Consider the following 25,277-nt stretch of genomic DNA (forward strand, 5'->3'; position numbering starts at 1 on the left):
AATGGGCAACATCGACGAACAATCAATCGCGCCGTTTAAGCCCTGGACGCTCATTCGCTACGTCGACGCGCCTGTTGGCCATGTCATGCGCTATCTTGGTTGGGATTCTGAGCTCGACCAAATAGCTTTCCTAGAAATCAAATCTAAAAAACCTCCCGCCAGCAAGCTTCCCACGCTGCATTTGAGAGGCGAGCTATTTTCCAATAGGGATGCTTGGGAGGTCGTGTCTGAGTGTATATGTCCACAATGGATGGCCGGGTGGGACGATTCCAAGAATAAAGACTCGAAAGACAACGCTAGACGTGATGAGAAGTTTGCACAGATTCAGGCGATACTAGTCCATGGCAACAATGAGGTGCTCTTCAGCGACAGCGCTAGGAATCGATTAATCAAGCGGGCCGCTAAGAAGTCCCGAGTCAGTGAGCAATGGATACGTAAGCTCCTCGCTCAGTATTGGTTCTACGGCGCCAGAAGAAACTCGCTTTTACCAAGACGTCGGGAACAAGGCGCGCCGGGCGAGTCGCGGGTGGACGTCAATACGAAGAAGCCAGGGCGGCCGCTAGCGACCATCAAGATGAATCCGAGGACGAAGCTGCGTGGGGCTCGCATGACCCGCGAGCTCCTAGACAAGTGGGAGGCCTTCCTCATTCGACGAGCAGCGGAAATTCACTCGCAGAAAGGTCAAGTAGGTCTGGCTGCGCAATTTTCCTTGACCGAACTTTGGGATGAGTTTCGCGACACTGAACTGATAGAGGAGAAAAAACGCAATGAGACCTTGGTGAAAGTACCAATTCCCTTGTACAAGCTTCCGAGAAAACGGCGTTTCATTGACTATGGTAAAGAGATTTGGAAGAAGAATATATTGATGAAGTACTTCGTGAACGAGGCAGACTGGCTAGCTAAGAAGGCTCGTCTGGGTCACGCGACGGACCACACACGAGCTCGCGTGACCATATATGAGTTAGATGGATTACTTTTTAATGCAGAGCTTCTTTGGGGGGAGAACTCGCTGAATCCTCAGGGAGTTGGAAAGGCAGTTGTCATGCTTTGCGCATGCGTTGAGACGACCGCAATCGTCGGGGTGCACGTCACGGTACAAAATGAATCAGCCAACGCGTATCGAAACTGCTTATTCAACGCCTTCTCGCAGAAGACTGAACTCTTGGAGACGATGAAGCTCGAGAATCTCGCTGGAGGGTTTGTCCATGGCAGCAGTGACGAGGTTCGCTTCGACCGAGGGCCAGGGAAATCGAGAGGTCTGGTAAATCCACTTATCGACGATGCGAAGATTGGCGTGCGATTTGCTCGTGCTAGAAGGGGGCGCGACAAGTCGATTGTGGAAGCCGTCAATAGATTTATCCAAGAAAAACTTAAGAGCCTTCCAGGATTTTATGTTCGCAGCCGCAGCGGACATGACAAGGACGCGAAAGCCAAAAGCGAACGGTGGGCACGCATTCAGTTCGAGGAGTTTGTTGAGTTAGTTTTAACCTTCGTGCACGACTGGAACACGACACGAAACGTGTTCGACCGCCTACCTGATTGGATGGTCAAGGATGGAAATTGGAAAGGCAACCTCGCGACGCCCAAAGGGTTTTTCGATTTTCTACGGGATAGGCGGTTGGCGGATGCTGCCGTAGAGTGGTCGCCTCAGGAGACGTATGCAAATCTGATTGAAGCTCGTCCTGTGAAAGTCAGCGAGGGAAGCGTTGCCGTGGGTTCTGCGCGCTATGATTCTGACGAACTCAAGCGATTGTGGAACATGCACGTTTCGACACCGTCAGGAAAACATGATGAACTCTGGATTAACGTGAAGCCTCATCCGGACACGAATCACTTCGTTGTTTGGAGCAAGGAGAATGGCAAGATTGAGCAACTGAACATAATGCCGGATTCTGGGCGACGGTTTGGACGAAACGTCTGGCTTACCCATGAGTTTCGTAATACGGCTAAAGCTGTGAGTCGCTATGAGTCGGAGACAGGGGCGCGAAACGCGAAATTGCCGGCTAAGATGAGGCAGGTGATTGCGGCGGCTAAGGGTCTGCCCAAACGACCTAGAAGTCCCGCCGGCGCAAAGTCGGTCAACCGGCGTCAAAAAGCGGAATTCGAGAGGTTGGAGGCCGAACGACGAGCATGCAAGACATTCGATGTGGACCTGCCCGAGAATCAAACTGCAATCCTCCAAGAGCGTGTCACCGGTCGATACAACCCGGACCATGACGAACGGTTTGCTGGGGATATCTAGCAAGGCAACTCTAGACGGCCGGAAATTAAAAAAAGCGGCATCGTCCTTCTCAGGGGCGCCGTGCAGTCCGAGTGTGGCCGCAAGGCAATAGTGAGCGCTCATCTGATAAAGACCAGACCTGTCGCTGGTTTTCTCTCCAGTCTGATGGAATTGTCGTCTTCCCCCATAGCGACTCGACGTTTGTATTTGTCCCGCACGTGGGCGCGGGTGATGGTTGTCTGCATCTAACCGCGTTCGTTAACCAAAACTAATTGGGCATGCAATCGAGTTTAGCAAATTAGATGATGGGGGACGGAGCCGGGACCTCTTCAACAATTTTTTTGACCTGCGCCAGCTATAAGTTCTTGTTGTTGCATGGGAAATTCACGTTTAACCAGAACTAAGGGGAGCCGTTAACTAAAACTAATAGCGCTCCCCAGGGGGTATGCCCAACAGAAATAGAAGCGTTTACAGGTAAACGCTTCTAGCCGTCTCCGCCAAGTCTTTCGTGGAAAAGCTCCCATCTCGGACATTGACCTGTATGGACGGTAGTACCAGCGTAGGCATCCCCAACGTCGCGTCTCGAACTTCCCATCTGGCCACAAACTCCTCCTCGTTCACACCATCTTGCACATGGGTCCTCACGCTGCGCGCGAACCGTGGTCTCCCATTTCGGTTCTCGACCTACGGAAGGATAGTCGTGACGCATGAGGGGCCGCGTGTCCGCAGGTAGGTCCAGCAGCTTCCGGTTCGAGTATCACCACACGCAATTGTGATGGTTGTTTGGAAGGTACTGATGCAGAAGTAGTGAGACCGCCACGCAGGGGCGGACGCTCTAACTTCGTCCCGGCTCTGTCATTTTCGGTGCCGAACCGCGACTTACCTACATGCCCTGCGCCAGGATGAGGCAAATTTCTGGCCTTTCCGAACGCGGGGCAACTGGTTGCGCTTCGCCGCTGCGCAATAGGTCTTTCAACAGTCAACTTCTAGCGGTGCACCAAACTTCGACGCTGCCATGGCACGCGCCGAACTCGCAGGAGCAATTTCATGGAAAAGTCGACGTTTAAAATTCTGCTCGCCCGTGTCGCTGTCGTCTCACTCTGCGCGTGCGCCGCGACGTATGCGCAGGCTGGAGGGAATGGCAACGGTGGAAATGGTAGCGGCGGCGCTCACGGCGCGGCAACCGCAGGGATGACCTACCACGGCGAGCCCGTTTCAAGTCCGTGGAACCGGGTTCCTGGTGACATTACAACGAAGCCGCAAATGTCGGAAATGGACATGCACGGTATGCCGCCCGCCGCTGATGGGATGCCAGCAAAGACCGGGCAGTAGCTAGCTCAGGCAGATTGCCGGGCACCGCGTATGCTGCCCGGCAACCTGCTCAAATTTCACCCTCTCTCGCGACATACCGGAGAGTCCTCATTCCCCGGTGCTCACATTGGCAATTTCACCGAGTTGGGCGTGGGCGATGCCCGCTATTTCCCGATAGCGCCAACCTGTACCTGACTTCCGTTGCGTTGGAATGCTTAAGCAATGCTCAAGAGAACGCTATTGTCCAACAGGTGCTTTAGCTCTATAGCGATAACTCGAGAATCATCTTGGTCCGGCGACACCCGGGCTCATCAGAGATTGCGCAGTAACCCTTCTCCGACGTCCGCCCTCATAGGTTGATTCAATTTGCCTCACGCTCTTCATCGTCCTGTAATTGATTCGATACGATTGCTCGGCGCGCATCTCTTGGTGCCGAGAGCGCTACGGTGCAACATGAAAGAAGCAATACAGACGATCGCGACGTCCAACAACTCAAAGTGAGGTCTTCGTGAAATACATACTAATACTAGCGGCTGGTCTGGCCGGCACACTGTTTGGCGTCGCGGCACACAGCACTGACGTTACTGGCGCCGGCAGCACCTTCGCTGCCCCCATCTACGACCAATGGGCCGATGCCTACCTCAAGTCCGGCGGCGGTAAGGTCAACTACCAGGGTGTCGGCTCCACAGATGGTCTCAAGCAAATCGTCGCGAATGAGGTCGACTTCGCGGGCTCTGACGCACCACTCACGGAACAAGAGCTTGCGAAGGACGGTTTGCTCCAGTTCCCGACGGTAGTAGGCGGGGTTGTGCCGGTCGTCAATATTCCTGATATCAAGCCAGGCGAACTGACGCTCTCCGGTCAGGTGCTGGGCGACATCTACCTCGGCAAAATCACTGTATGGAACGACCCTGCCATCGCGGCACTGAACCCGAACATCAAACTACCTGACAGCGCGATTGCGGTGGTCCGGCGTCTGGATGGGTCGGGCACGACGCTTATCTGGACGCACTATCTCGCACAGGTCAATCCCGAATGGAAACGCAAGGTTGGCGAAGGGACCACCGTCCACTGGCCACGCGGCATCGCAGGTAGAGGTAACGTAGGGATGGCCACCTATGTGCAACATGTACCCGGCGCCATAGGTTATGTGGCATGGGATTTCACGAAGGCGAACCACATGGCGTATACGGCAATGAAGAATGCAGCGGGTATCGCGGTCCAACCTGGACCCGCAACATTCAGGGTGGCCGCAGTCAACGCAGATTGGTCCACGTCGCTCTATCCAATCCTGACCAACGAACCGGGCAAAGATGCGTGGCCGGTCGTTGGCGCTACGTTCGTTCTGCTGCACTCAACGCAGTACAAGCCGGACCGTGGCGAGGCCGCATTGAAATTCTTCGACTGGGCGTTCACGAAAGGGGAAGCGACTGCTGAAAAGCTCGACTACATCTCACTACCGGACGCGGTTGTGACCGAAATCCGCTCGCAATGGCGCACGCAGATCAAAGATGCTACGGGCAAGCCAATTATCGGGCAATGATTCAAGGACCCTGCGCCCGCGGGCATCGAGTTGACCCAAATGCCACCCCCAATAGCCGCAGGTCGCGGCCAGCGGGTTGCCAATCAACCCGCGAATCTACACGCTTCGCTCACCCCTGTCCCCGTTAGATCCCTCAGTTTGAGACGCGTCTCAACTCGATCGCGCACCGTCAAGCAGTTGTAACCGCGCCTAAAGAAACCCTCTCCCGTTGCCGTTACTAAGCGAGTACGTGCCTCACCCGTCATATCGACTTGGTTTGCACGCCCACCATCGCCCGTGCGGATGCGCGTGCGCAATCGCATTGCAGTCCCGTGAAATGCAGGCGTTCGTACGAGTCTATGTATTGACACGACATTGACTCAGATCCTTGTGGCCGCTTCCGGGATTGCTCTCGCCTTAGTCCTCCTGGGAGCTTTGATTGTGAAGTTGCGAACCCACTTGCGCAGTCTTGCGCGTCAGGTCCTGCCTTTCGTGGCCTGCGTCGTATTGATGCCGGGACTAGCTCATGCAGATGGAGATGGAGTTGCGTCGGGCCCCACCTTCGGCGGCAAGTTGCTCTTGACCGGAGGCGTTTCGCAGGTGGAAGGCGCAGCAGGTGGCGGTCTCGTTCCATGGGCGCTGATTGCCGGATATGGCACGGGCGATCAGATCGGGGGCGACGCACACGGCACCTACCTGAAGACCGAGGACTACTCGCTGGCGACCTATGGTGTCGCCGTGGGCGTGGCCAACCGCCTGGAAATATCGATGGCCCGTCAAACCTTCGATACGCTCGACGTCGGTCCGAAGCTGGGGCTGCCGAGTGGCTTCAAGTTCAATCAGGACATCTTCGGCCTCAAGGTTCGTGTGATCGGCGACGCCGTGCTTGATCAGGATACCTGGTTGCCGCAGATCGCCGCGGGTGTGCAGTTCAAGCACAACGAACAGGGCGATATCGTCCAGGCGGTGGGAGCAGCGAGCAATTCCGGCACGGATTTCTACCTCTCGGCAACCAAGCTGTTTCTTGCCCAGAGCGTGCTGGTGAACGCCACGGTACGCATGACCAAGGCGAATCAGTTTGGCCTGCTTGGTTTCGGCGGCGACCTCTCGAATAGCTACCATCCGGAGTTCGAAGGATCGGCGGCCTATCTGTTGTCGAAGAGCGTGGCCGTGGGAGCGGAATACCGGACCAAGCCGAACAACCTGAGCTTTGCGCGCGAGCAGAACGCTTACGATGCGTTCGTCGCCTGGGCGCCGACCAAATATTTCTCGTTGACCGCTTCGTATGTCAATTTAGGCGATATCGCCACCATCCGGAACCAGCACGGTGCGTATATATCAGCGCAGGTGGGTTTCTGATGCCGCTTCGACATTACCCGCGCAACTCATTTCACAGGACGATGTGATGGACGCCTTGTTCCGCCGCCTGACGATGTCGCTCCTGCTGGCTGCCGCATGTGTGAGCTTGTTCAGTCCCGCCGCGCGCGCTGACGACTCGCTTTATCAGGCCTTGGGAGAGAAACCCGGACTCACGCAGATCACCGACGACCTTGTTGCCAACGTGTTTTCAGACCCCCGCATCAAGGACTACTTTGTCGGCGTTTCGAAGAAGCGGCTCAAGGAAAAACTGTTCGAGCAGTTTTGCGTGTTAGCGGGTGGTCCGTGCGTGTACACGGGCCGCAGCATGAAACGCTCGCATGAAGGCTTGAATATTGACCGCGCGGCGTTCAACGCACTGGTTGAGGATTTGCAGAAGGCGATGGACAAGAACAACGTGCCGTTTCATCAGCAAAACAAGCTGCTGGCGAAACTGGCGCCGATGCATCGCGAGATCGAAGAGCGCGAATGAGCGCGTGGGCCGGCGCGCACAGCGCGGCGGCAAGATGCGCGGAATCGCAGATTTGAGCGTATCCGCCCGCCCCGATGGCGTGCGTGAGCCGTACCGGATTGCTGGAGGAATCATGCAAGCAGGACAATGGTTGTCAGCCACGCTAATGAGTTGCGCGATGGCGCTTCTATCGCTGGACGCGGCGGCGGCAAGCCTTCATGTGCAAGTGGTGGATCAGGCGGGCGCGCCAGCCGCCGATACCGTGGTCTACGCCACGCCGGTCAGCGGCAAATTGCCGGCGCGGCCACCGGCGGGCGCCATCATTGACCAGATTCACCGTATGTTCGTGCCGTTGGTATCGGTCGTGCAAACAGGCGGGGCCATCACTTTCCCCAACAAGGACAACTTCGAGCACGACGTTTATTCGTTCTCGTCGGCGAAAAAGTTCGAACTCAATCTGTATCACGGCATCCCCGCCCACCCGGTTGTGTTCGACAAACCTGGTGTGGTGGTCATGGGTTGCAATATCCACGACCTGATGATCGCCTATCTGCTGGTCGTCGACACGCCGTACTTCGCCAAGACGGATGCCAGCGGTCAGGCGGTGATCGATGGCCTTCCCGCGGACGACTATCAGATCAACGCCTGGAGCTACCGCGCGGTCGATCCCGATGCGAAGCCATCGCAGAAGATCACATTGAACGCGGACGCCTCCGCGAAGTTCGCCCTGCAACTCAAACCTGACCCGCAATAAGCACCGGGAGAGTTGGTATGCGTCTCCATAGTCTGCGTTCCCGCATCGCCCTGGTCTTTGTGTTGCTGATGCTTGCTGTGCAGGCCGCAGTCTTCGTCGTGATCAGCACAGTGATTGCGTCCAACGCGCACCACAATGTCGAGGACCAGTTATCGGTCGGCGAACGGGTGTTTCAGGAGGTGCTGCGCTCGAACGGTGAGAAGCTCACGCAGGCGGCGGGTGTCGTAGCATCCGATTTTGGCTTTCGCGCGGCCGTCGCCTCGCACGATCAGACCACGGTCGCGTCCGCGCTCGAAAACCACGGCGAGCGTATCAACGCCGACGTGGTCATGCTGGTGGGCCTCGACGGCAAGCTTATCGCCGATAGCCACGACCCGAGCCGCGCCGGGCAGCCGTTTGCGTTTCCGGGCTTGATCCACGCGGCGCAACGCGGCGGAGACGCTTCTGTCATCGGCGTGATCAACGGTCGTTCGTATCAGCTCGTGGCTGTGCCGGTCAGGGCCCCAATCGTCATAGCGTGGGTGACGATGGGCTTTGCAATCGACGACGCTCTCGCGCGCGAGATGCGTGGCCTTACTTCGCTCGACGTGTCTTTTCTCGGCATGCCCGACGGCAAGCATTGGACGGTTCTCGCCACCTCCTTGCCGCAGGCCGCGCGGCAGCCCTTGCAACACGCCGTGGCCTCTGCCGCGCTGGCGCAGCCGCGTGCCGCCGAACGCGATCTCAACGATGACTACGCGACCCGCATCGTGCGGCCCGTTTCCGACGGTGAGCCCGTCGCTGTGGTGCTGCAAAAGTCGTTGATGGAGGCGATGGCCCCGTATCACCGTCTGCAGACCACCTTGCTCGTGCTGACATTGGTCGGTGTGGCAATTTCAGTGGCGGGGAGTTTCTTCACAGCGCGCAGCGTGACGCGCCCAATTGGCGCATTGATCCGGTTTACCCGTCGCGTTGGACAAGGCGATTACGCCGAGCCCATCGAAGTGAAACATCAGGATGAACTCGGTGAACTTGCCAATGCGTTTAACCAGATGCGCGAGGGTATCGCGGAACGTGAAACCCGCATCATGGATCTCGCCTATCTGGACCGCCTGACGGGCTTGCCGAATCGCGCGCTCTTCAATGATCGTTTGCAGCAGGCAATCATTGTCGCGCTGCGTCTCGGCCATCCGTTGAGCGCGATGATGATGGACCTCGATCGATTCAAGTATGTCAACGATACGCTGGGTCACCATATCGGCGATCTGCTGCTGTGCGAAGTCGGCAAGCGTTTGCGGGCCAACCTGTTGCGTGCTTCGGATACGGTCGCGCGCCTCGGTGGCGACGAATTTGCGATCTTGCTGCCCACCGACAATGTCGAAGCCGCATGCTTCGTTGCGACCCGTCTGCTGAAGGCGCTGGAAGAACCGATCGTGGTGGAAGGGCAGGTCGTCGATGTGGGGGCGAGCATCGGCATTGTGAGTTGTCCGGAGAACGGTACCGACATGAATGTGCTGCTGCGGCGCGCGGACGTGGCGATGTATTCGGCCAAGCGTACCAACTCAGGCTTTGCGATCTACGATGAGCGCGACGACCAGCACAGCGCCGAACGTCTGTCACTCATGAGCGAATTGCGGCAGGCGGTGGAGCGCGATGAACTGACGCTCTACTATCAGCCGAAGGTGGATCTTGCTACTCACGCGGTGAAGTACGTCGAAGCACTGGTGCGCTGGGAGCATCCGACGCGCGGCTTTATTCCGCCGGATGAGTTCATCCCGTTTGCTGAGCAGACCGGCTACATCAAGTCTATTTCCCGCTGGGTGGCGGAAAAGGCTATCGAGCAGTGCGCCAAATGGCATGCGCTCGGGATGGATCTTAAAGTTTCGATCAACGTTTCCGCACGCGATCTGATGCACGCAGAGCTCCCCGAGACGCTCGAAGCCCTGCTACGCAAATACAACGTGGAACCGTGCTGGTTGTGGATCGAAATTACCGAGAGCGCCATCATGGACGATCCGAACCATGCCATCGCGACGCTCGATCAACTGCATGCGCTCGGCATGCGCCTGTCCATTGACGACTTCGGCACAGGCTATTCCTCGCTGTCCTACCTGAAGCGCATGCCGGTGGATGAACTCAAGATTGACCGCTCGTTCGTCATGGGCATGGCCGACGACAAGGATGACGAAACCATCGTGCGCTCGACCATCGATCTTGGCCACAACATGGGCCTGAAGGTGGTCGCGGAAGGCGTTGAGAATGAAGCGGTGCTCGATCATCTGAAGCTGCTGCGTTGTGACCTCGCGCAGGGTTACCACGTGAGCCGCCCGTTGCCGCCGCATAAGCTTGAAAGCTGGCTTAGCGAGTGGCAGGACGCCCATGCCGAGGATTTGACGGCTACCGCGAACCCGGTCTGAGACGCGAAACGACGACTTTCTGGACGATTCGAAGTGACCGCCGGGGGCCGTGACAAGGCGGAGGAAGACGTTTCCTAAGACAAATAAGTGGCTCATTTTCTGGCATCGGTATAATAGGAAGCTTCCTCCCCTCCAACGCCACCTGACCATGAGCCGGATTCTCTGTCTGATCATGCTTTCGCTATGCCTTGTGCAGAGCGCAGTGGCCGAAGAGAGCGGGGTGGCCGAAGAGCGCGATCACGACCAGGTTTCGGCCTATCTCACACAGAAATTCGGTCTCGCCAAGGTCAAGGCTGAGCAGATCTCCGATGCCGTGCAGTCCGCTGCGGCCAAGTATTCGCTGCCGCCAGCGCTCCTGCTGGCCATCATTTCGATCGAATCTCGCTTCAAGGAAAAGGCCAAAGGGCCGCGCGGCGCTACCGGCCTGATGCAGGTCGTGCCTGCTGCGCACCGTGGGCTACTGAAGAACATCAAAGACCTGACGGAGCCGGACGCTAACATCGAAGCCGGCTCGGCGATCCTGCACGGCTATTTGCAGTCCGCCGGCGGCGATCTGGGGCTTGCGCTGAAAAGCTATGGCGGTTCGACGGCGTATGCGCAAAAGGTCAGCATGCGGATCGAGACGTTCGCACCTGTGGTCGCCAAGCAGGGCGCCGCGCAAGCCAACGGATGCGACGCCCACGTAACCGATGCCTGCGAGGAGCCCGCGAGCGGCGCGCGGGCATTCTTTATTCCATCGGCCAGCGCCGTAGCGGATCCCGCTTCAATTGGACTGTCGGCCACCGTGCCGGCTGCGGCACCTTAAGGCAGGGCCGGCGCCCCCCGGCTCTCGCATCTTCACGCCTCACTCTAACGACCGGCATACAAAGCGTTGTCTTTCAACGTGTTACGCCATGCCCGCTTGTTTTAGGATCGTCAGGTAACCGCTCTACAATGCATGCCATTCGACGTTTAGTTGTCAGCCTTCCGGAATCATGCGCACCCTATTTTCCAAGACCACCGCAGCCTCGCTGCTCGCACTGGCCGCGCTCGCCGCCTGTTCGAGCGCGCCGCAGCCCAAGTTCCAGCAGGAATTGTTCGACACGGGCGCAAGCCCCTTCGCCCGCAATTTCAACGCAAGCACCGCTGATACCTGCGAAGCCGCGCGCCGCGCGCTGCTGAGCCAGGGCTATATGACGACGTTGACGCATCTCGATACCGTCGACGGCACGAAGAATTTCCAGCCCAATGGCGATTCGCACGTCGCAGTGGAGTTTCACGTCGTCTGCACGGCCGGCGAGGAAACTAGCGATACGAGCATCGTGTACGTGAACGCCGTGCAGAACGGCTATGCGCTCAAGAAGAGCGATACCTCGGCGAGCGTCGGACTGAGCATAATCGGCTCCGTGTCGCTGCCAATCCGTTCGAACAGTGACGAGATGGTGAAGATCTCCAGCGAGACCATCCCGTCCGGCGTGTTCTACGAACGGTTCTTCTCGCTGGTGGATCACTATCTGCAAACCGTCGTGAAGACGACGCCGGTAACGAACAGCAGTGTCATGAGCACGCCGCTGCCCGTGCCGGTGGTCGCTGAGTTGCCCCCGATCGCGCCTGTTTCTCCGGTGGCTGGCGCCGTTCCAGCTTCCACGCCTGCGGCGCCCGTTCCTGTGGTGCCGGCGCCGGTGCTGGCGCCCGCTGCAATGCTGGCGCCAGCCTCGGCTTCATCGTCAGGGCCGGCGGCGGCGATTACCAAAACGAGCACGCCCACCGTGGTGAACCTCGCTGCGCCCGTGCTTGCCACGGCACCCGCTGCGCCACAGGCTCAAGCGGCCGCGGCACAACCCGCCATCGGGAGCGGCATCAGCCAGTAAGTTTGCGTGATGGTTGGTCAAGCCTCGGATCAACGGGGCCGCGCCAATCCGACGCCCGGCGATGCTCACTGAATCCCGGAGAGATGCACCCGAATGTGCGGTAGCGCATGCCATTGCGCGCACTGCGGTGGCAACCGCACATACTGCACCGCGCCAATGCGCGCAAATTGAAGGCGGATGGTGTCGGCGAAGAGACCACGCCGGTTCTAAAGAAACTGTTGCTATTTCGTCAAAAACCTTACAGCAGCGCACCGTCCAGGCATAAAGTTAAAGTGCTTTATCAAGTTAATGGTGCAGCGCGGGGGTGTGCGATGAAACGCAGAACAGCACGACAGCTTGTCCGTCTTCTCTCAGACATCAGGCATTCTGCCCATTGCAGTACGCTGAGGGCCGCGGCGACCAACCGGGTCATGGAACTGGCGGACGCCGAAGAACACGAGCAGCAAGCTTCCGACAGCCCCGAGGAGACGCGCGAAACGCTCCAGGACGAACGGCTCTGGAGCGGATCATGAGGGCGGCGAGCGAGCGATCCCTGCGGTTTCTGGTGGAGAAATGGCTGGCGCCGGGTCCGTCGATTCCGGTTCGCGTCACCGAATTTAGCCGCACGCGTGGTGGCGGCAGACGCTACGTGCGGGTTGAGACCGCGCACGCGGTGGACGCACGGGGACTGTTCTTCTTCCGCCACGACGACGGTTGCTGGTGCGTGTTCCCGCCAACGGCCGACAGAAAGCCGCTGCCCAGCGAAGAACTGACGGATCGGCTGGGGCTCGCGCAATCCTGGTGACGGGCGGCGTACTGCGCGCGGTACGCCACTTGCCGGCGAAGCAATGTTCTGCGACTCGCAACGCGATGTGCCAGCCGTTCGTTTAGCAGCAGCGGCGCGACCCAGCACTAGCGAACAGCGTCGTTCGCATTGGCGCGTAACTATCCTTTCCTGTCCAACATGGCCTGGCGCTCTGCGCGATAATCGCGCAATGCCGTCCCTTCGATTCGTGGATGACGGCGTGAGAACCATCGGGTGGACGGCATGGACGAAAAGGATTGGATTGCCGGCGCTGCGAAAGCGCTGGCCATCATCGAGGCATTCGACGAGGAACACACGCGCATGACGCCGACGTTAGTCGCGTCGCGGGCACGGCTCTCACGCACGGCGGCGCGCCGTTATCTGCTGACGCTGCGCGAACTCGGCTACGTTGATACCGACGGCAAGCTGTTCTGGCTCGCCCCACGCGTGCTGCGCCTCGGCCAGTCGTATCTGGATTCGGCGCGCTTGCCGCGCACCGTGCAACCGTTCCTCCAGCGCATCACCGCCGCTGTGCAGGAAACCGCGCTAGTCGCCATTCTCGATGAACACGACGTGGTCTACGTCGCGCGCAACGGTGTGAACCGCGCGATGGCGGTCGGCTTCGTGCTCGGCTCGCGTGCGCCGGCGCCCTTATCTTCGGCGGGTTTGATCCTGCTGGCGTTTCAGGCGCCCGAGGATATCGATCAATGGCTTGCATCCTATGAAATCAAGGTGTTCACGCCGCAAACCTATTCCACCATTGCACAGTTGCGCGAGGTGTTAGGGGAAACGCGCCGCAACGGCTACGTCGTCACGGATCAGCAACTGGAACTCGGCATGCGGGGCGTCGCGGTGCCACTGCGCGACCGGCATGGCTCAGTGGTGGCGGCGATCAGCGTCAGCATGCCGATCGGGCAGGAATCGGCCAACGCGGCTTTGCATCGGGTGCTGCCGACCCTGCAGGAAACTGCCAGCCTGCTGCGGAATCTCGTGTAGACCTGGCTCGCGCGAGACGCGATATCGTCAGTGAAATCGGCTGAACAGCCCGTGGACCCGAGCTGTCTCGCGGAAAATACAGATCACGTTATCTGGGTGACAAACGCCCTACGCTGCGTGATACTCCCCGCGGGGAGCCGCCAGGCGCCGAGTCGCCGTGTCTGCTTCACCATGTTGTTCTTATTCATTCACATCGACAAAGTTGTTCAGGTTTGGGGATTAACACATGAAAAAAGTCATTGCCTCGCTCGCAACTGCAGTCCTCGCGCTGGTGTCCGTTCAAGCTTTTGCTCAGGCATCCGACGCAGCCGCGCCGGCCGCTGCTAGCGCCACGAAGCATCACAAGAAACTGAAGACGCATGGCAAGCGTGCCGGGGTGTCGTCGGCCGCATCGGCGGCCGGTACCAACGACAAGGGTACGCAGAACTAATTTGCCGTTTGTGTCCGCCGCGAGCCTCATCGGTTTGCGTTCGCGTTTCAGCCTGTTGGGTGGCGCGGAATGCGGGACCGGTCAGAGATCGCAGGCAACCAGGCCAGAGCAGTACGCTCTGGCCTTTTTTATTGGCTGGTGGAACTCGACTTGTTCAAGAGTGCTGTGTGACGCGCGGGTATTACGACGCGTCCGCTTCGAGGCCACGCTTGATGATGTCGGCCAGTAGCCCGGTCATGCCTTCGGGGTGTCCGGCGGCCCGTTCTTTCAGTTGTTCCACGAGTTCGCTATTGAGCTTGCAGGCGAACGGCACCAGTCCTTGCGCCTGATCGAGCTTGCGTTGCTCCCGGCGATCCAGCACCGGTGCGGCAGCGGATGCCTTGCCGAAGCGGTCGGCGCTTGCCAGCTTCATTGAATTGTTGAGCTTCAGGGCCTTGTTCTTCTCAAGGTCGGTTTTTTTCATCGCCATACGGAGGGCCTCTGCTTGATAGGTAATCCCGCATTGTACGCACCGCGCAGGCTCGCCAGCCAGGCGCGTTGTCGAGCGGCGCATGACGCCGCGGACTGAGTGTTCAGGCGCGCTCTCCGGCCACGCTGTCCATTAACGCGCGCATGCGCTGCCAATGCGTGCCTTCCCAGAAGACGCGCTGGCAAACGTCGCAGGTGACGAACTGGGCGTGTCGCTCAAGCACGCCTTCGGGGGCCCGCCCCGACACTTCCTCCTTGGGGATGCGCCGCAGCGGCGCGTTGCACGTCAGGCACAGGCGAAACGGCCGGGCGCTGCCGGCCAGATCCAGCCGGTCGAAAATCTCCCGCAGTTGAGCCTTGGGTTTGAGCGTGCGTACGTAGCAACCATGGGTGATTGTGCGGCGCTTGAGCAGCTCGCGGTCGCGTGTGAGGACGATCCTTTGCTCTGCGGCGGCCAGTTCTTCGATGTCGGCGTCCGGGTAATGGTTGTCGTACAGAGTATCGAAACCCGCGAGCCTCAGCAGTTGCGCCAGCCCGCCCAGGTGGGCGTCGGCGATAAAACGCATCACGCGTAATGGACGTTCGCGCACGCGCAGCAGAGGCTGGATATCCAGCGCCTCGAATTTCGGATACACCGAGACCCGATCGCCATCGGCGAGCTGACGCTCGAAGCCCACCGATTCACCGTTCACCAGAATCAACTCGACTTCCGTATGCGGCACACCGAGCGCTTCGATCATGTGCTTGGCGGTAGCCGCTTGCGGGCAGGCGCAACTGAACGCGCTCCGGCGCAGCGGCCGGGCGAGAAAGTCGTTCAGTTCCTCGTAGAAACGGAATGTCGCGGTGACCATCGCATCAGTATGGCACCGTGTTTCGTGCCGTGCTTCCTGCAACTGTCGCGAGGCTGTGCTCTACTTTCAGTTCTTTTGAATAGTGGAGCGACAGATGGACATCGGTTTTATCGGTCTCGGCGAGATGGGCGCCGTCATAGTTGAAAACATCCTGAAAGTCGGCCATCAAGTGCGCGTCTGGAACCGTTCGCCGGAACGTGCCGCTGTTCTTGCTGCGGCGGGCGCGCAGGTGGTGGACTCGCCGGCGCAAGCTTTCGCCGGGGATGCGGTGTTCTCGATGCTCGCCGATGACGCCGCATTGCGCGCCGTGATCGATGCGCAGTTGCTCGAACATGCGCCGCGCGGACTGATTCACGTCAACATGGCGACGATTTCGGTCGCATTGGCCGAAGAATTGGCCCATGCGCATGCGTCGCGCGGTCTGAACTACGTGGCCGCGCCGGTGCTCGGGCGTCCGGATGCCGCTGCGGCAGCCAAGCTGACCATCGTCGCCGCAGGACCGGCAGAGGCGATCGACCGCGTGCAGCCGGTGTTCGATGCGATCGGCCAGAAGACCTGGCGGATCGGCTCGCTGCCGCAGCAAGCGAATGTGATGAAGCTGGCCGCCAACTTTATGCTCGCCTCAGCCGTCGAGGCGCTGGGTGAGGCCGCCACGCTGATCACCAGCCACGGCGTGGGGATGCAGGACTTCCTCGATGTGATCACGAATGGTCCGTTCCCCGGCCCGATCTATCAGGGTTACGGCAAGATGATCGCGGAGCAGCGCTACGAGCCGGCGCTGTTCAAGGCGCGCCTGGGTCTGAAGGATGTGCGCCTTGCGCTGGCCGCAGCCGACGCGGTATCCGTGCCGATGCCGGTCGCAAGCGTGGTGCGCGACAGCCTGATCGACGCGATTGCGCACGGTGACGGGGAGAAGGACTTCGCCGTCCTCGGAGCCGTTTCGGCGCGGCGGGCGGGGCGTTGACCCCACTCAGGATACGCGCGGCGCCTGCCGGTGCCGCGCGCCGGGCATAATGCGTGTCCGGTCATTTTTTCTCGCGTGTATTTCATGAGCCTGCATACCTGGTGGCTGTTCGTCGCCACTGTCTTCGTCGTTTCTGCCATCCCCGGTCCGAACATGCTGCTCGTCATGACGCACGGCGCGCAGCACGGCCTGCGCCGTTCGAGCGCGACGATGGCCGGCTGCCTGTCCGCACTGATCCTGATGCTTTCGGTGTCGGCAGCGGGTCTGGGCGTATTCCTGGAAGCATGGCCGGCCATGTTCACTGTGCTGCGGATGATCGGGGCGGCTTACCTCGTCTACCTCGGTATCAAGGCGTGGCGGGCTCCTGCGGACGAAGCGGCTGCGCAGCAGACGGATGAACTCGTCGCGAAGCCCGCGCGGTCGCGATTCGCGCTGTTTCGCAATGGCTTTCTGGTGGCGGGCAGTAATCCGAAGGCCATTCTGTTTTCAGCGGCACTGCTGCCCCAATTTATTGACGCCGGCCATGCGACGCTGCCGCAATTCGGCATTCTCGTGGGCACGTTCGCGGTGATTGAGGTGAGCTGGTATATCGTGTATGCAGGCTTCGGCACGCGGATTGGCTCGAAGCTGCGCGGCCGCAATGTGGCGAAGGCCTTCAATCGCCTGACGGGCGGGGTGTTTGTCGGCTTCGGCGCAATGATGGCGCTGGTGCGCCACTGAACTGCCGGCGGGGCGTCGCCAAAGCGCGGGTAAGCGGCTCGCCCCGCTGGCAGCGGTTCCTGCCGATCAGATGCCGTTGCGTTTACGCAATTTCGAGGGTCTACCCTAATATGGATGTTGCGCCGCACCAAACGCTTTGCTATAGTTTCTCTTGTCTCCTCCATGTCTCCTCTGATATGGATTCAGCCCGCCCACTTAGGCGGGCTTTTTTTTGCCCACATATTTCGTTCCGTATCAAAACCTGTATGACACGGCCAGGAAAGCAATAATTGGATCTGCTTTTAGTTCAGCTTTGCTCACTGAGAGCTCGGTCCCATCGGCAGCCTTGATAATGACTGACGAGGTCGTCTTCAGCGGGATATACGTGATCGAAGCAATCAGTCCCCAGTGATTCGTGATGTTGTATTCCGCGCCGGCATTGAACACAGGCTGCCATGACGACGAGGCCTTCGCTGAAACTTGAGTCTGGCCAGGTTTGCCCGCACCCGCCGCGAGCACAGCACCGAGATTCTCCTGCGTCGACTTGACGAAGTTCGGATTCAACTGGATGTCTGAAAACCAGTTATACGACGCGCCAATCCCCAAGAAAGGCCGGAATTTGGCATTTGGTTGTCCGAAGTAATACTGCAGGACAGCCGCGGGACTCCACTGACGTACGCTCTTCACAATCGGATTGCTCGACGGGTCGCCGAGGTTCTGACTGCCCAGCGCCCCTGCCGGTCCGGGCGGCGTGATCGTGCCATGACCGTAGATCGCGAACACCGGCGGCACACCCGCGATCGATGTCAGTGCGATGTGGTCGGTGAAGAAGTGGCTGAAGACCAGGCCAGCCGTATCGGCGTTGTTCGACGACAGGCCGGTGCCGGCCGACGTGAACGAATTCGGCAGACGCAGCGGCGTATTGATCGGCGTGGGTGCGACGTTGGTGGTGAGCGGCGTGCTCGCTTTTTGCGGCATCACGTGAAACCAGCCAAGCGCGGCGACGTTGTCGCCCGCCTGCTGGGCGTGCGCGCTGAGCGACAGGCACGCGGCCAGCGCTGCGATCCATATTCTTTTCATCATGTTCCTCCTGAGCGGGCGTACCTGCTACGCGCGGCGGCGGGGCGCGAGCCCCTCCCGCTTGCGTTCTGGACAGACCCTGTCCGCATCAAACGCTGATGCAGACAGGGAGTGGTCGCCTCGTTACTTGGTGAAAGTGTTCGCAGCGCGCATTACTGGACGAACGCGCCGATCGTGAAGTAGGGCGATGCCGGCGTCGTCAGATCGAGGTAGCCGAACACGCCACCCGTGAAGATCATTTTTCCGGTCGGGGTGGTGCCCGTGGATGCGTTCACCTGGGTCGTCGTCACGACGCCCGGTACCGCTTCGGTGAAGTCGAGATTCAACGCCGTAGCGAGCGATGCCTGCGACGCATTGAACGGATCGAGCAGCGTGGCCTCCGTGCCCTCCAGCGCCGTCGTGCGGTAGTCGAACTGACTGTCGACGCCGATGTACTCACCGTTCTGCGAGTTCACCGCGATCGAGGTTTGCGGCGCCAGAATCGAAATGCCTGATTCGTCGTCTGCCTGGAGCGCCGACGGATTGGCGTAGCCGGTACGCACGAGGATCGGCACCAGTTGATTGCGCAGCTTGCCGACAATCATGAAGCCCTTGGCAAGGGGCGTGGTCGCGAGCGTCGGCTTGGCCTGTCCCTGGAAGTTATCCGTTTCGAACGCGCCGCTGCCGTCGGACGACTGCACGAGGTTGGTCCCCGGCTGTTCGCATTTGCCGGCATTGATCCCGCTGTTGTCGCATTCGGTCCAGGTGCCGTCGGCGTTGATCGTGATCTTCGCGTCGACCGAGACCGGCAAGAAGTTTTGCGACGGAATCTGGTGATAGCCAAGCTGGTTGTAGGTACCGGCCAGGTTGGCGATATTCGTTTCAATCGAGGAGAAGCCGATGAACGGATAGTACGGAAACGTCGTGTCCGGCACGGCGCCAACACCCAGCACGCCGCCGTATTGGATCTGTGCACCTGGGATCGTGCCGCCCGCAACGCCTTCGCCCACGAAGACGCGCGCGGGGCGGCTCGGGTCGAGGCTCGCACCATTTAACTGATAGGCGCACTGGTTCAGCTTGGCGGTCGGCAACGCGGTTTCCTGGGTCAACGTGCCGCTCGCGGTCGTGCCTGCCCGGGTCGGCGTAACGGTGCCGGTGGTTTCAGGAATAGGCGACTCCACGTAAGTGACCTGCCAGGTCATCTTGGTGGTATCGAGTTGCAGCTTGACGAGTTCGCCGTCGCCGCCGCCGCCCGTATAGACCGTGCTGTAATCAAGCGTGGTGGGACACAGTGCTGCTACGACTGGCGCCGGCGGGGTGCTACCACCACCGCCACATGCGGTCACCAACGGCGCAGTCATAGCGATTGCCGCGAGGAATTTCCATTTCATACCGCCCCCTTCAGAATGTTCTCGTTGTGAATGGCCAGCTCCCAGTCCAGCCACCTCTTGCTCTAGTTGTGTACGCGTCTCGCGTGCCGTCATTTGCTGATCTGTGCGCCGATGCCGAAGTACGGGTAATTGAGCGTGTCGCTATTGGCCGAGCTCGCCGTGACGCCGCCGTTTTCTTCACCGTTGATGAAGATCGCGTACAGGCCGCCCGCAGAAATCAGGTTGCCGGTCTTGCCGTTGGTGTCCGTCACGTTGATGAGGCCAATGTGCTGTTGCGTGTAGTCGAGGGCGAACTGGCTTTCGGCGCTGGACGTGCCTGGGTTGACGAAGCTGCCGCCGGCGCCCTCTAGCAGCGTTGCGGTGTAGTCGAAATTCGAATCGGCGCCGACGTAGCCGCCATTGATCGCGCCCGACTGGATCTGTGTCGCGGGAGCAAGCATCGCGATGCCTGACTCGTCGTCGACCACGAAGTTGTTCGGATTGACGTCGCCGGTACGCACGATGAGCGGGATCACCTGACCGTTGAGTTTGCCCAGAACCATGTTGGCGCTGGCTGCGATCGGGAAGGTGTAGAGCCCTGCCAGCGAAGGTCCGGGCATCAGGCGCGGTGCGTCCGCACTGGTGAAATACGAAGCCCCCGAAACGGCAGTCCACGTCCCACCGGTCGACTCACACTGGCTATTGCTGGCCCCGGACGGCACCGAGCAGTTGCCGGCGCCATCGAACGACTCCTGAGCCGTGCTTGCTGTGGTCGCGTATTTGTTGGACGGCTGGAGGTGATAGAACAGCGCGTTGTATTCCCCATTCATGTCGGCAAGATTCGTGTCGACGCTGGCGAAGCCGAGGAACGGATAGAAGTCGAAGTTGCGCGCGGCCACCGGAAAGAGATTGATGCCAAGCAGCGACGAGAGCTGCGAACCCAGCACGGCAGCAGTGGGCTGGAAGCCGTTGTACTGAACCGACGCCCCAGGAATGCCACCGCCCGCGACACCCAGGCCGATCAGCACCATCGGCGGGTTGGTCTGGTTGAAGGTGGAGGCGGTCGAGTAGGTGCTGCCGTCAACCGAGGCCGTGCCGGTGCCGGGCGTCAGGATGAAGGCGCAACGTATCTGTTCGGCCGTGGGCAACGCGCCGGTGGGCGGGTGCGCGACCGCGCCGGTTATCGTGACGCCGGTGCGAGTCGGGGTAACTTCACCGGTGTGCAAAGGAATGGGCGATTGCAGCCACGTCAGCGAGTAAGTCATGGCCGTCGCGTTGATGTTCAGGCTCACCACTTCGCCACTGCCCGCGCCGCCCAGATACGTGCTGTTGCCGATCTCCGCGGTTGCAGGGCACAGCGGCGCCACCGTTCCTTGGGGCGGCGGACCCTGCACGGGACAACTCGATCCTGAACATTGCGGTGTGTTGATGGCGGATGGATTGCTGGCGTTTCCACCACCGCATGCGACCAGAAGAGGGGCTAAGGCAATGGCCATTGCCAGCCCTCGATTTATGGCGTCCGACATGCTGCTGTCTCCCTTCCTGTAATTGTGCGGTGTAATTTCGCTGCCCGCTTATTGGCTGTCAATTGAAAGAACCGTCTAAAAATGGCGATTCAAACAGCGCGAAAAACGCGAGACTCACGCTACCCTGAGGTTTGCGAGTCTTTTAAACAAAAAATGATTTTTGAGTACAGGAGCGACTATCGTTGCTTTGCTGCACACCCTTACCAGGAAGGCGTTTGAGCAAAATGGCTCTATCATCTTCGAACGACCGTTCGCGAAAGAATCAGGTATTTCCCCAGGCGGAAATCTATTCTCATTGAAACGCAGTCGAGAATGATTTACCGATTGATTAAATAATGGCAGTCTTTATTTTAAAAGTAATCTGGAGTACTACTGGTTAGAGAAGCAGTCTGAAAGCTTTAAACGGAAATTTGAAACAAAAAAGCCGGCATTTGAAAGCCGGCTTTTTGCGGTGGTGACAGCAAGGCGCCGTCACCGCAGATGATGGACTAGCGTTTTAATCCGCTGTCCTCGGCTGCACCGATGGCGAGGTTCATACATTGGATCGCAGCGCCCGACGCACCCTTGCCGAGATTGTCGAGACGGGAGACCGTGACGAAGCGTTCCTCATTGCCGAACACGAACAGGTCGACACGGTTGGTGTCGTTGTTCGCCTGAACATCGAAGAACCCGTCGTCGAGATTGGCCTCGGTATCAAACGGTGCAACGCGCACGAATTCCTCGTTCCGGTAGTACTCGGCGAAGAGCGCGAGCACGTCTTGCGGCGAAGCCTTCTTGGCCAACTGATCCGGCGAGAAGTAGGTCGTGACGGCCAGGCCCTTGTAGAAGCCGCCGACGATAGGCGTGAAGATCGGCGCCGATTTCAGGCCGGTGTGAGCGGCCATCTCCGGCAGGTGCTTATGCGCGAGACCGAGTGCATAGGGACGCGGGCTCTTTAGTTTGTCGTTGCCGCCTGCTTCGTAGTCCGCAATCATCTTCTTGCCACCGCCGCTGTAGCCGGTGATCGAATAGCTATGCGCGGCAAAGTCGGGCGCCACCACGCCAGCCTCGACGAGCGGGCGCATGGCCAGTACGAATGCGGAGGCGTGGCACCCTGGCACAGCGATGCGCTTTGCCGTACGCAGCCGCTCGCGTTGCGAGCGGGCCAGTTCCGGCAGACCGTAGGCCCAGTCGGCACTCGTGCGAAAGGCGGTGCTCGCGTCGATCAGCACGGTGTGGTCGTTTGCGACGAGCGACGCCGACTCGCGCGAGGCGACATCCGGCAGACACAGAAACGTGACGTCCGACGCGTTGATGAGACGGCGGCGCTCCTCGATGTCCTTGCGCTTCGCTTCTTCAATACGCAGGATCTCCACGTCGCCGCGTTGCGACAGGTATTCGAAGATCTTCAGGCCGGTTGTGCCTTCCTGTCCGTCGACAAAAACTTTCGTGCTCATCTCAATCTCACTGGCTACGGGATGCGGGATACGGTGGCGCTACAGTGCGCCGGAACGTCATTTTAAGACCGTATGGCGGTACGCGTGCGCAAACATCGTCGAAAAACGACGATGCGCCAAGGAAATGACATTGAGATGACGCTTTTATGCCGCAGATGCCATCCGTTGACAGCGAATTCGCGGAGCTTGCCGGCGCATCTGTGGCGCGTGTTACCGCCCGTAGGTCACTACCATCCGCGCACTCCCCAAGGTGGCCGTGCTGATTTCATGATCGAACATCAGCGCTGGCCTGCCTTGGGCGAGCCGCAAATCGGTCGTGTTGAGTGCATAGACGGTGATGACATAGCGATGCGGTTTGCCCGGTGGCGGGCAAGGACCACCGTAGCCGTCTATGTCGAAGTCGTTGCGCGCTTCGACCGCGCCGAGCTTCTTCAGGTAACCCGATGCGCTGGCGTTTTCGGGCAGATGGGTGACGTTGGCGGGAATCTGGGCCACAGCCCAATGCCACCAGCCGGGGCCCGGAGCATCCGGGTCAAAGATCGTCACGGCAAAGCTGCGAGTGCCAGCTGGCGCATCATGCCAGGCGAGTTGCGGCGAGCGGTTCGCCCCTTTGCAATCGTCCTGATCGAACACTTGGGTGGCGTCGACCGTGCCCCCGTCGTGGACGGTCGTACTCGTCAGCGCGAAAGGCCCCTCGGCGAGCGCGCGTGGACCGTTCACGACGGCCAGCGCCAGACATAGCGTTGCGATTGCGAAAGACTGCGTTCGCGAACGGGGCGAAGCAAGCGAAACGACCAGGCAACGCGAGCGCATGTACCGATTCTCCCATGCAAGATGGTTGCGTCAGGGGCGTGAAGCAAAGACTTCCATCACGATTATTGTCCCTATTTTGTGTCCTGAGGTCGAATCAAGTCTACCATTCGGTCTATAGGCCTTTTGGAACCTCCGCAGAAGGGCCAGGCCAACGCGAAATCGGCTATAGTCGGATCAATTGTCTACGTGGGCTCGAGCGCCAGCAGGCCCACAAAATTTAGAACCCAGAAATTAGAATGATGTATGTCTGAGGGGTTTCGGAGCGCGTTTTATCAGGGAAAGGGAGTGCAATGCCAGATCCAGTCAGGGTCGTTGTGGCTGATGACCATCCGGTGATTTTGTTTGGTGCAGAGCATGCGCTTCTCAAATTCCCCGGCATTCAGGTTGTTGCGCGCGCACGGCAGTCAACGGAACTGATCAAGGTGTTACAGACCGTCCCTTGCGACGTGCTGGTCACCGACCTCGCCATGCCTGGCGGGCAGTACGGCGATGGATTGCCGTTGATCGGTTATTTGCGCCGCAATTTTCCCGATCTGCCCATCGTCGTTTTGACGATGCTCGAGAATGCTGCGCTGCTCAAGCGACTGAGCGAACTCGGTGTGACTTCGGTCGTCAACAAGGCGGACGATTTGAGCCATATCGGGCTCGCGGTTCAGCACGTCTCCCGCAATCTCGGGTATATGAGTCCGTCGGTCAAAGCTTCGCTCGACACCTTGCGCATGAACGCCGGCGGCAAGAGCGACGAGGTGATTCTGTCCAAGCGTGAGTTGGAGGTGGTGCGTCTGTTCGTGTCCGGCATGACGATCAAGGAAATTTCGGAGCAACTAAGCCGCAGTATCAAGACGATCAGTACGCAGAAGAATACCGCGATGCGCAAGCTCGGCCTCGCTCGCGATTCCGAACTGTTCCAGTACGCGCAGAGCAATGGTCTGCTGAACCTGTCGTCGAACTCGGTGGGGGAGCTGGGCGGCCCGCACTGATAGCGCGCTGGATGATGCAAATGACAAAAAAGGCCACTTGTCCGAACGACACGTGGCCTTCTTTTCATGCGGAAGGAACGGCCGCGACGGACTTTTAAATGCCCGGTCGCGAACCCGCTCGTTTCAGCTTACTGCGGTGCCGCCGTGGCGCCGCCATGCGCTGCCGACCACTCTGCCGGTGCATGCAGGAATTTCTCGACTTCGTCGAGCGTCTTCGTATCGAAGTAGCTGTTTTCCTTTGCGACGCGCAACACGTCCCACCAGGTGGCGAGGGCGTGCAGTTCGACGTCGATGTCTTTCAGCACCGACACGCTTTCCTTGAAGATGTTGTAGTGGAACAGCACGAAGCAATGATTCACCGTGGCGCCGGCGGTGCGCAGCGCATTGATGAAGTTGATCTTGCTGCGGCTGTCGGTGGTCAGATCTTCCACCAGCAGGACGCGCTGGCCTTCGGTCAGAAGGCCTTCGATCTGCGCGTTGCGCCCGAAACCCTTCGGCTTCTTGCGCACGTATTGCATCGGCACCATCAGGCGGTCGGAGAGCCACGCTGCGAACGGGATACCAGCGGTTTCGCCGCCAGCGACCGCGTCGATCTGCTCGTAGCCGACGTCGCGCAGGATGGTGGCTTCGGCCATTTCCATCAGGCCGCGGCGCACGCGCGGGTAGGAGATCAGCTTACGGCAGTCGATATATACCGGGCTCGCCCAGCCGGACGTGAAGATGTACGGTTTTTCCGCGTTGAAGTGAACTGCTTGCACTTCCAGCAGCATCTTGGCGGTCGTGTCGGAGATCGTCTGGCGATCGAAGCCTGTCATGGGCGGATCCTTGGGTGTGAGCGAGGAGGGCGCGGGCGCGAGGCCCGGTGGCGCAGCAAGCGGGGTGTTCAGCGCATGAAGGACCGAACACGCTGCCAGTCAGTGGAGTGCAGACCGGGTTTGCTGCGCGCGTAGGCCGTTATTTTACCCGATTCGGACACTTCCGAGGGGCGCGGCGTGCGCGGGGACCCGACTTCCGGGTGT

Annotated in this window: 24 protein-coding genes and 1 pseudogene; 16 read left to right on the forward strand and 9 right to left on the reverse strand. The window is 59.5% G+C overall.

Annotated elements, in window-relative coordinates; genetic code table 11:
* Position 1: 1 nt before the first annotated feature.
* Positions 2 to 2,242, forward strand: coding sequence for a hypothetical protein (locus WCA85_RS15620; protein ID WP_424065332.1), 2,241 nt, complete (start codon positions 2 to 4; stop codon positions 2,240 to 2,242).
* Positions 2,243 to 2,689: 447 nt separating this feature from the next.
* On the opposite strand, the pseudogene WCA85_RS15625 reads toward WCA85_RS15620, so the two are convergent.
* Positions 2,690 to 2,975: pseudogene (locus tag WCA85_RS15625) on the reverse strand (hypothetical protein); the annotation flags it as partial.
* A gap of 293 nt (positions 2,976 to 3,268) precedes the next feature.
* Here WCA85_RS15625 and WCA85_RS15630 point away from each other — a divergent pair.
* The 12 genes from WCA85_RS15630 (at position 3,269) to WCA85_RS15685 (ending at position 14,092) form a co-directional block, all read left to right on the forward strand.
* A complete protein-coding gene (locus WCA85_RS15630) occupies positions 3,269 to 3,553 on the forward strand; it encodes a hypothetical protein (protein WP_424065334.1) in 285 nt (94 codons plus the stop codon).
* 487 nt (positions 3,554 to 4,040) lie between these two features.
* Positions 4,041 to 5,075 (forward strand): phosphate ABC transporter substrate-binding protein PstS, encoded by a 1,035-nt coding sequence (gene pstS / locus WCA85_RS15635; RefSeq protein WP_424065335.1) that lies wholly within the window; start codon positions 4,041 to 4,043, stop codon positions 5,073 to 5,075.
* A 420-nt stretch (positions 5,076 to 5,495) separates the two neighbouring features.
* A complete protein-coding gene (locus WCA85_RS15640) occupies positions 5,496 to 6,413 on the forward strand; it encodes a DUF3034 family protein (RefSeq protein WP_424065336.1) in 918 nt (305 codons plus the stop codon).
* A 46-nt stretch (positions 6,414 to 6,459) separates the two neighbouring features.
* Positions 6,460 to 6,903 (forward strand): group I truncated hemoglobin, encoded by a 444-nt coding sequence (locus WCA85_RS15645; RefSeq protein WP_424065338.1) that lies wholly within the window; start codon positions 6,460 to 6,462, stop codon positions 6,901 to 6,903.
* A 112-nt stretch (positions 6,904 to 7,015) separates the two neighbouring features.
* Positions 7,016 to 7,636: a methylamine utilization protein gene (locus WCA85_RS15650; protein ID WP_424065340.1), complete on the forward strand. Its 621-nt coding sequence runs from the start codon at positions 7,016 to 7,018 to the stop codon at positions 7,634 to 7,636.
* A gap of 17 nt (positions 7,637 to 7,653) precedes the next feature.
* Complete coding sequence (locus WCA85_RS15655) at positions 7,654 to 10,032, forward strand: putative bifunctional diguanylate cyclase/phosphodiesterase (protein ID WP_424065342.1); 2,379 nt, start codon at positions 7,654 to 7,656, stop codon at positions 10,030 to 10,032.
* Between the two features lie 148 nt (positions 10,033 to 10,180).
* Positions 10,181 to 10,837, forward strand: a complete 657-nt coding sequence (locus WCA85_RS15660; RefSeq protein ID WP_424065344.1) for a lytic transglycosylase domain-containing protein — start codon at positions 10,181 to 10,183, stop codon at positions 10,835 to 10,837.
* Between the two features lie 169 nt (positions 10,838 to 11,006).
* Complete coding sequence (locus tag WCA85_RS15665) at positions 11,007 to 11,882, forward strand: DUF2242 domain-containing protein (protein ID WP_424065346.1); 876 nt, start codon at positions 11,007 to 11,009, stop codon at positions 11,880 to 11,882.
* Positions 11,883 to 11,989: 107 nt separating this feature from the next.
* The gene (locus WCA85_RS15670; RefSeq protein ID WP_424065347.1) at positions 11,990 to 12,394 is read left to right on the forward strand and encodes a hypothetical protein; all 405 of its coding nucleotides are present in this window, start codon (positions 11,990 to 11,992) and stop codon (positions 12,392 to 12,394) included.
* Positions 12,391 to 12,666 (forward strand): hypothetical protein, encoded by a 276-nt coding sequence (locus WCA85_RS15675; protein WP_424065349.1) that lies wholly within the window; start codon positions 12,391 to 12,393, stop codon positions 12,664 to 12,666. The genes WCA85_RS15670 and WCA85_RS15675 overlap by 4 nt, the downstream gene beginning before the upstream one ends.
* A gap of 243 nt (positions 12,667 to 12,909) precedes the next feature.
* Positions 12,910 to 13,662: an IclR family transcriptional regulator domain-containing protein gene (locus WCA85_RS15680; protein ID WP_424065351.1), complete on the forward strand. Its 753-nt coding sequence runs from the start codon at positions 12,910 to 12,912 to the stop codon at positions 13,660 to 13,662.
* Positions 13,663 to 13,888: 226 nt separating this feature from the next.
* Complete coding sequence (locus tag WCA85_RS15685; protein WP_424065353.1) at positions 13,889 to 14,092, forward strand: hypothetical protein; 204 nt, start codon at positions 13,889 to 13,891, stop codon at positions 14,090 to 14,092.
* A gap of 181 nt (positions 14,093 to 14,273) precedes the next feature.
* Here WCA85_RS15685 and WCA85_RS15690 read toward each other — a convergent pair whose 3' ends face one another.
* Both WCA85_RS15690 and WCA85_RS15695 read right to left on the reverse strand, forming a co-directional pair.
* The gene (locus WCA85_RS15690) at positions 14,274 to 14,561 is read right to left on the reverse strand and encodes a hypothetical protein (protein WP_424065355.1); all 288 of its coding nucleotides are present in this window, start codon (positions 14,559 to 14,561) and stop codon (positions 14,274 to 14,276) included.
* A gap of 103 nt (positions 14,562 to 14,664) precedes the next feature.
* Complete coding sequence (locus WCA85_RS15695; RefSeq protein WP_424065357.1) at positions 14,665 to 15,411, reverse strand: Mut7-C RNAse domain-containing protein; 747 nt, start codon at positions 15,409 to 15,411, stop codon at positions 14,665 to 14,667.
* A 94-nt stretch (positions 15,412 to 15,505) separates the two neighbouring features.
* On the opposite strand from WCA85_RS15695, the gene WCA85_RS15700 reads away from it, so the two are divergent.
* On the forward strand, positions 15,506 to 16,375 hold the full coding sequence (locus WCA85_RS15700) for an NAD(P)-dependent oxidoreductase (protein WP_424065358.1): 870 nt from the start codon (positions 15,506 to 15,508) through the stop codon (positions 16,373 to 16,375).
* Between the two features lie 84 nt (positions 16,376 to 16,459).
* On the forward strand, positions 16,460 to 17,095 hold the full coding sequence (locus WCA85_RS15705) for a LysE family translocator (RefSeq protein WP_424065360.1): 636 nt from the start codon (positions 16,460 to 16,462) through the stop codon (positions 17,093 to 17,095).
* 234 nt (positions 17,096 to 17,329) lie between these two features.
* Here WCA85_RS15705 and WCA85_RS15710 read toward each other — a convergent pair whose 3' ends face one another.
* From WCA85_RS15710 to WCA85_RS15730, 5 genes are all read right to left on the reverse strand, one after another.
* The gene (locus WCA85_RS15710; protein WP_424065362.1) at positions 17,330 to 18,154 is read right to left on the reverse strand and encodes an OmpW/AlkL family protein; all 825 of its coding nucleotides are present in this window, start codon (positions 18,152 to 18,154) and stop codon (positions 17,330 to 17,332) included.
* Positions 18,155 to 18,306: 152 nt separating this feature from the next.
* Positions 18,307 to 19,524: a DUF2957 domain-containing protein gene (locus WCA85_RS15715; protein ID WP_424065364.1), complete on the reverse strand. Its 1,218-nt coding sequence runs from the start codon at positions 19,522 to 19,524 to the stop codon at positions 18,307 to 18,309.
* An 89-nt stretch (positions 19,525 to 19,613) separates the two neighbouring features.
* A complete protein-coding gene (locus WCA85_RS15720; RefSeq protein ID WP_424065366.1) occupies positions 19,614 to 21,029 on the reverse strand; it encodes a DUF2957 domain-containing protein in 1,416 nt (471 codons plus the stop codon).
* Positions 21,030 to 21,517: 488 nt separating this feature from the next.
* On the reverse strand, positions 21,518 to 22,465 hold the full coding sequence (gene argC / locus WCA85_RS15725; protein WP_424065368.1) for an N-acetyl-gamma-glutamyl-phosphate reductase: 948 nt from the start codon (positions 22,463 to 22,465) through the stop codon (positions 21,518 to 21,520).
* Between the two features lie 210 nt (positions 22,466 to 22,675).
* A complete protein-coding gene (locus WCA85_RS15730) occupies positions 22,676 to 23,278 on the reverse strand; it encodes a YbhB/YbcL family Raf kinase inhibitor-like protein (RefSeq protein WP_424065369.1) in 603 nt (200 codons plus the stop codon).
* A gap of 290 nt (positions 23,279 to 23,568) precedes the next feature.
* Here WCA85_RS15730 and WCA85_RS15735 point away from each other — a divergent pair, with 290 nt between their 5' ends.
* The gene (locus WCA85_RS15735; protein ID WP_424065371.1) at positions 23,569 to 24,258 is read left to right on the forward strand and encodes a response regulator; all 690 of its coding nucleotides are present in this window, start codon (positions 23,569 to 23,571) and stop codon (positions 24,256 to 24,258) included.
* Between the two features lie 128 nt (positions 24,259 to 24,386).
* Here WCA85_RS15735 and WCA85_RS15740 read toward each other — a convergent pair whose 3' ends face one another.
* Positions 24,387 to 25,073 carry an orotate phosphoribosyltransferase gene (locus WCA85_RS15740; protein WP_424065373.1) on the reverse strand — a complete coding sequence of 229 codons (687 nt, stop codon included), beginning with the start codon at positions 25,071 to 25,073 and terminating at the stop codon, positions 24,387 to 24,389.
* Positions 25,074 to 25,277 lie beyond the last annotated feature (204 nt).

It is taken from the genome of Paraburkholderia sp., from assembly GCF_049581445.1.
In the GTDB taxonomy this organism is placed as follows: domain Bacteria; phylum Pseudomonadota; class Gammaproteobacteria; order Burkholderiales; family Burkholderiaceae; genus Paraburkholderia.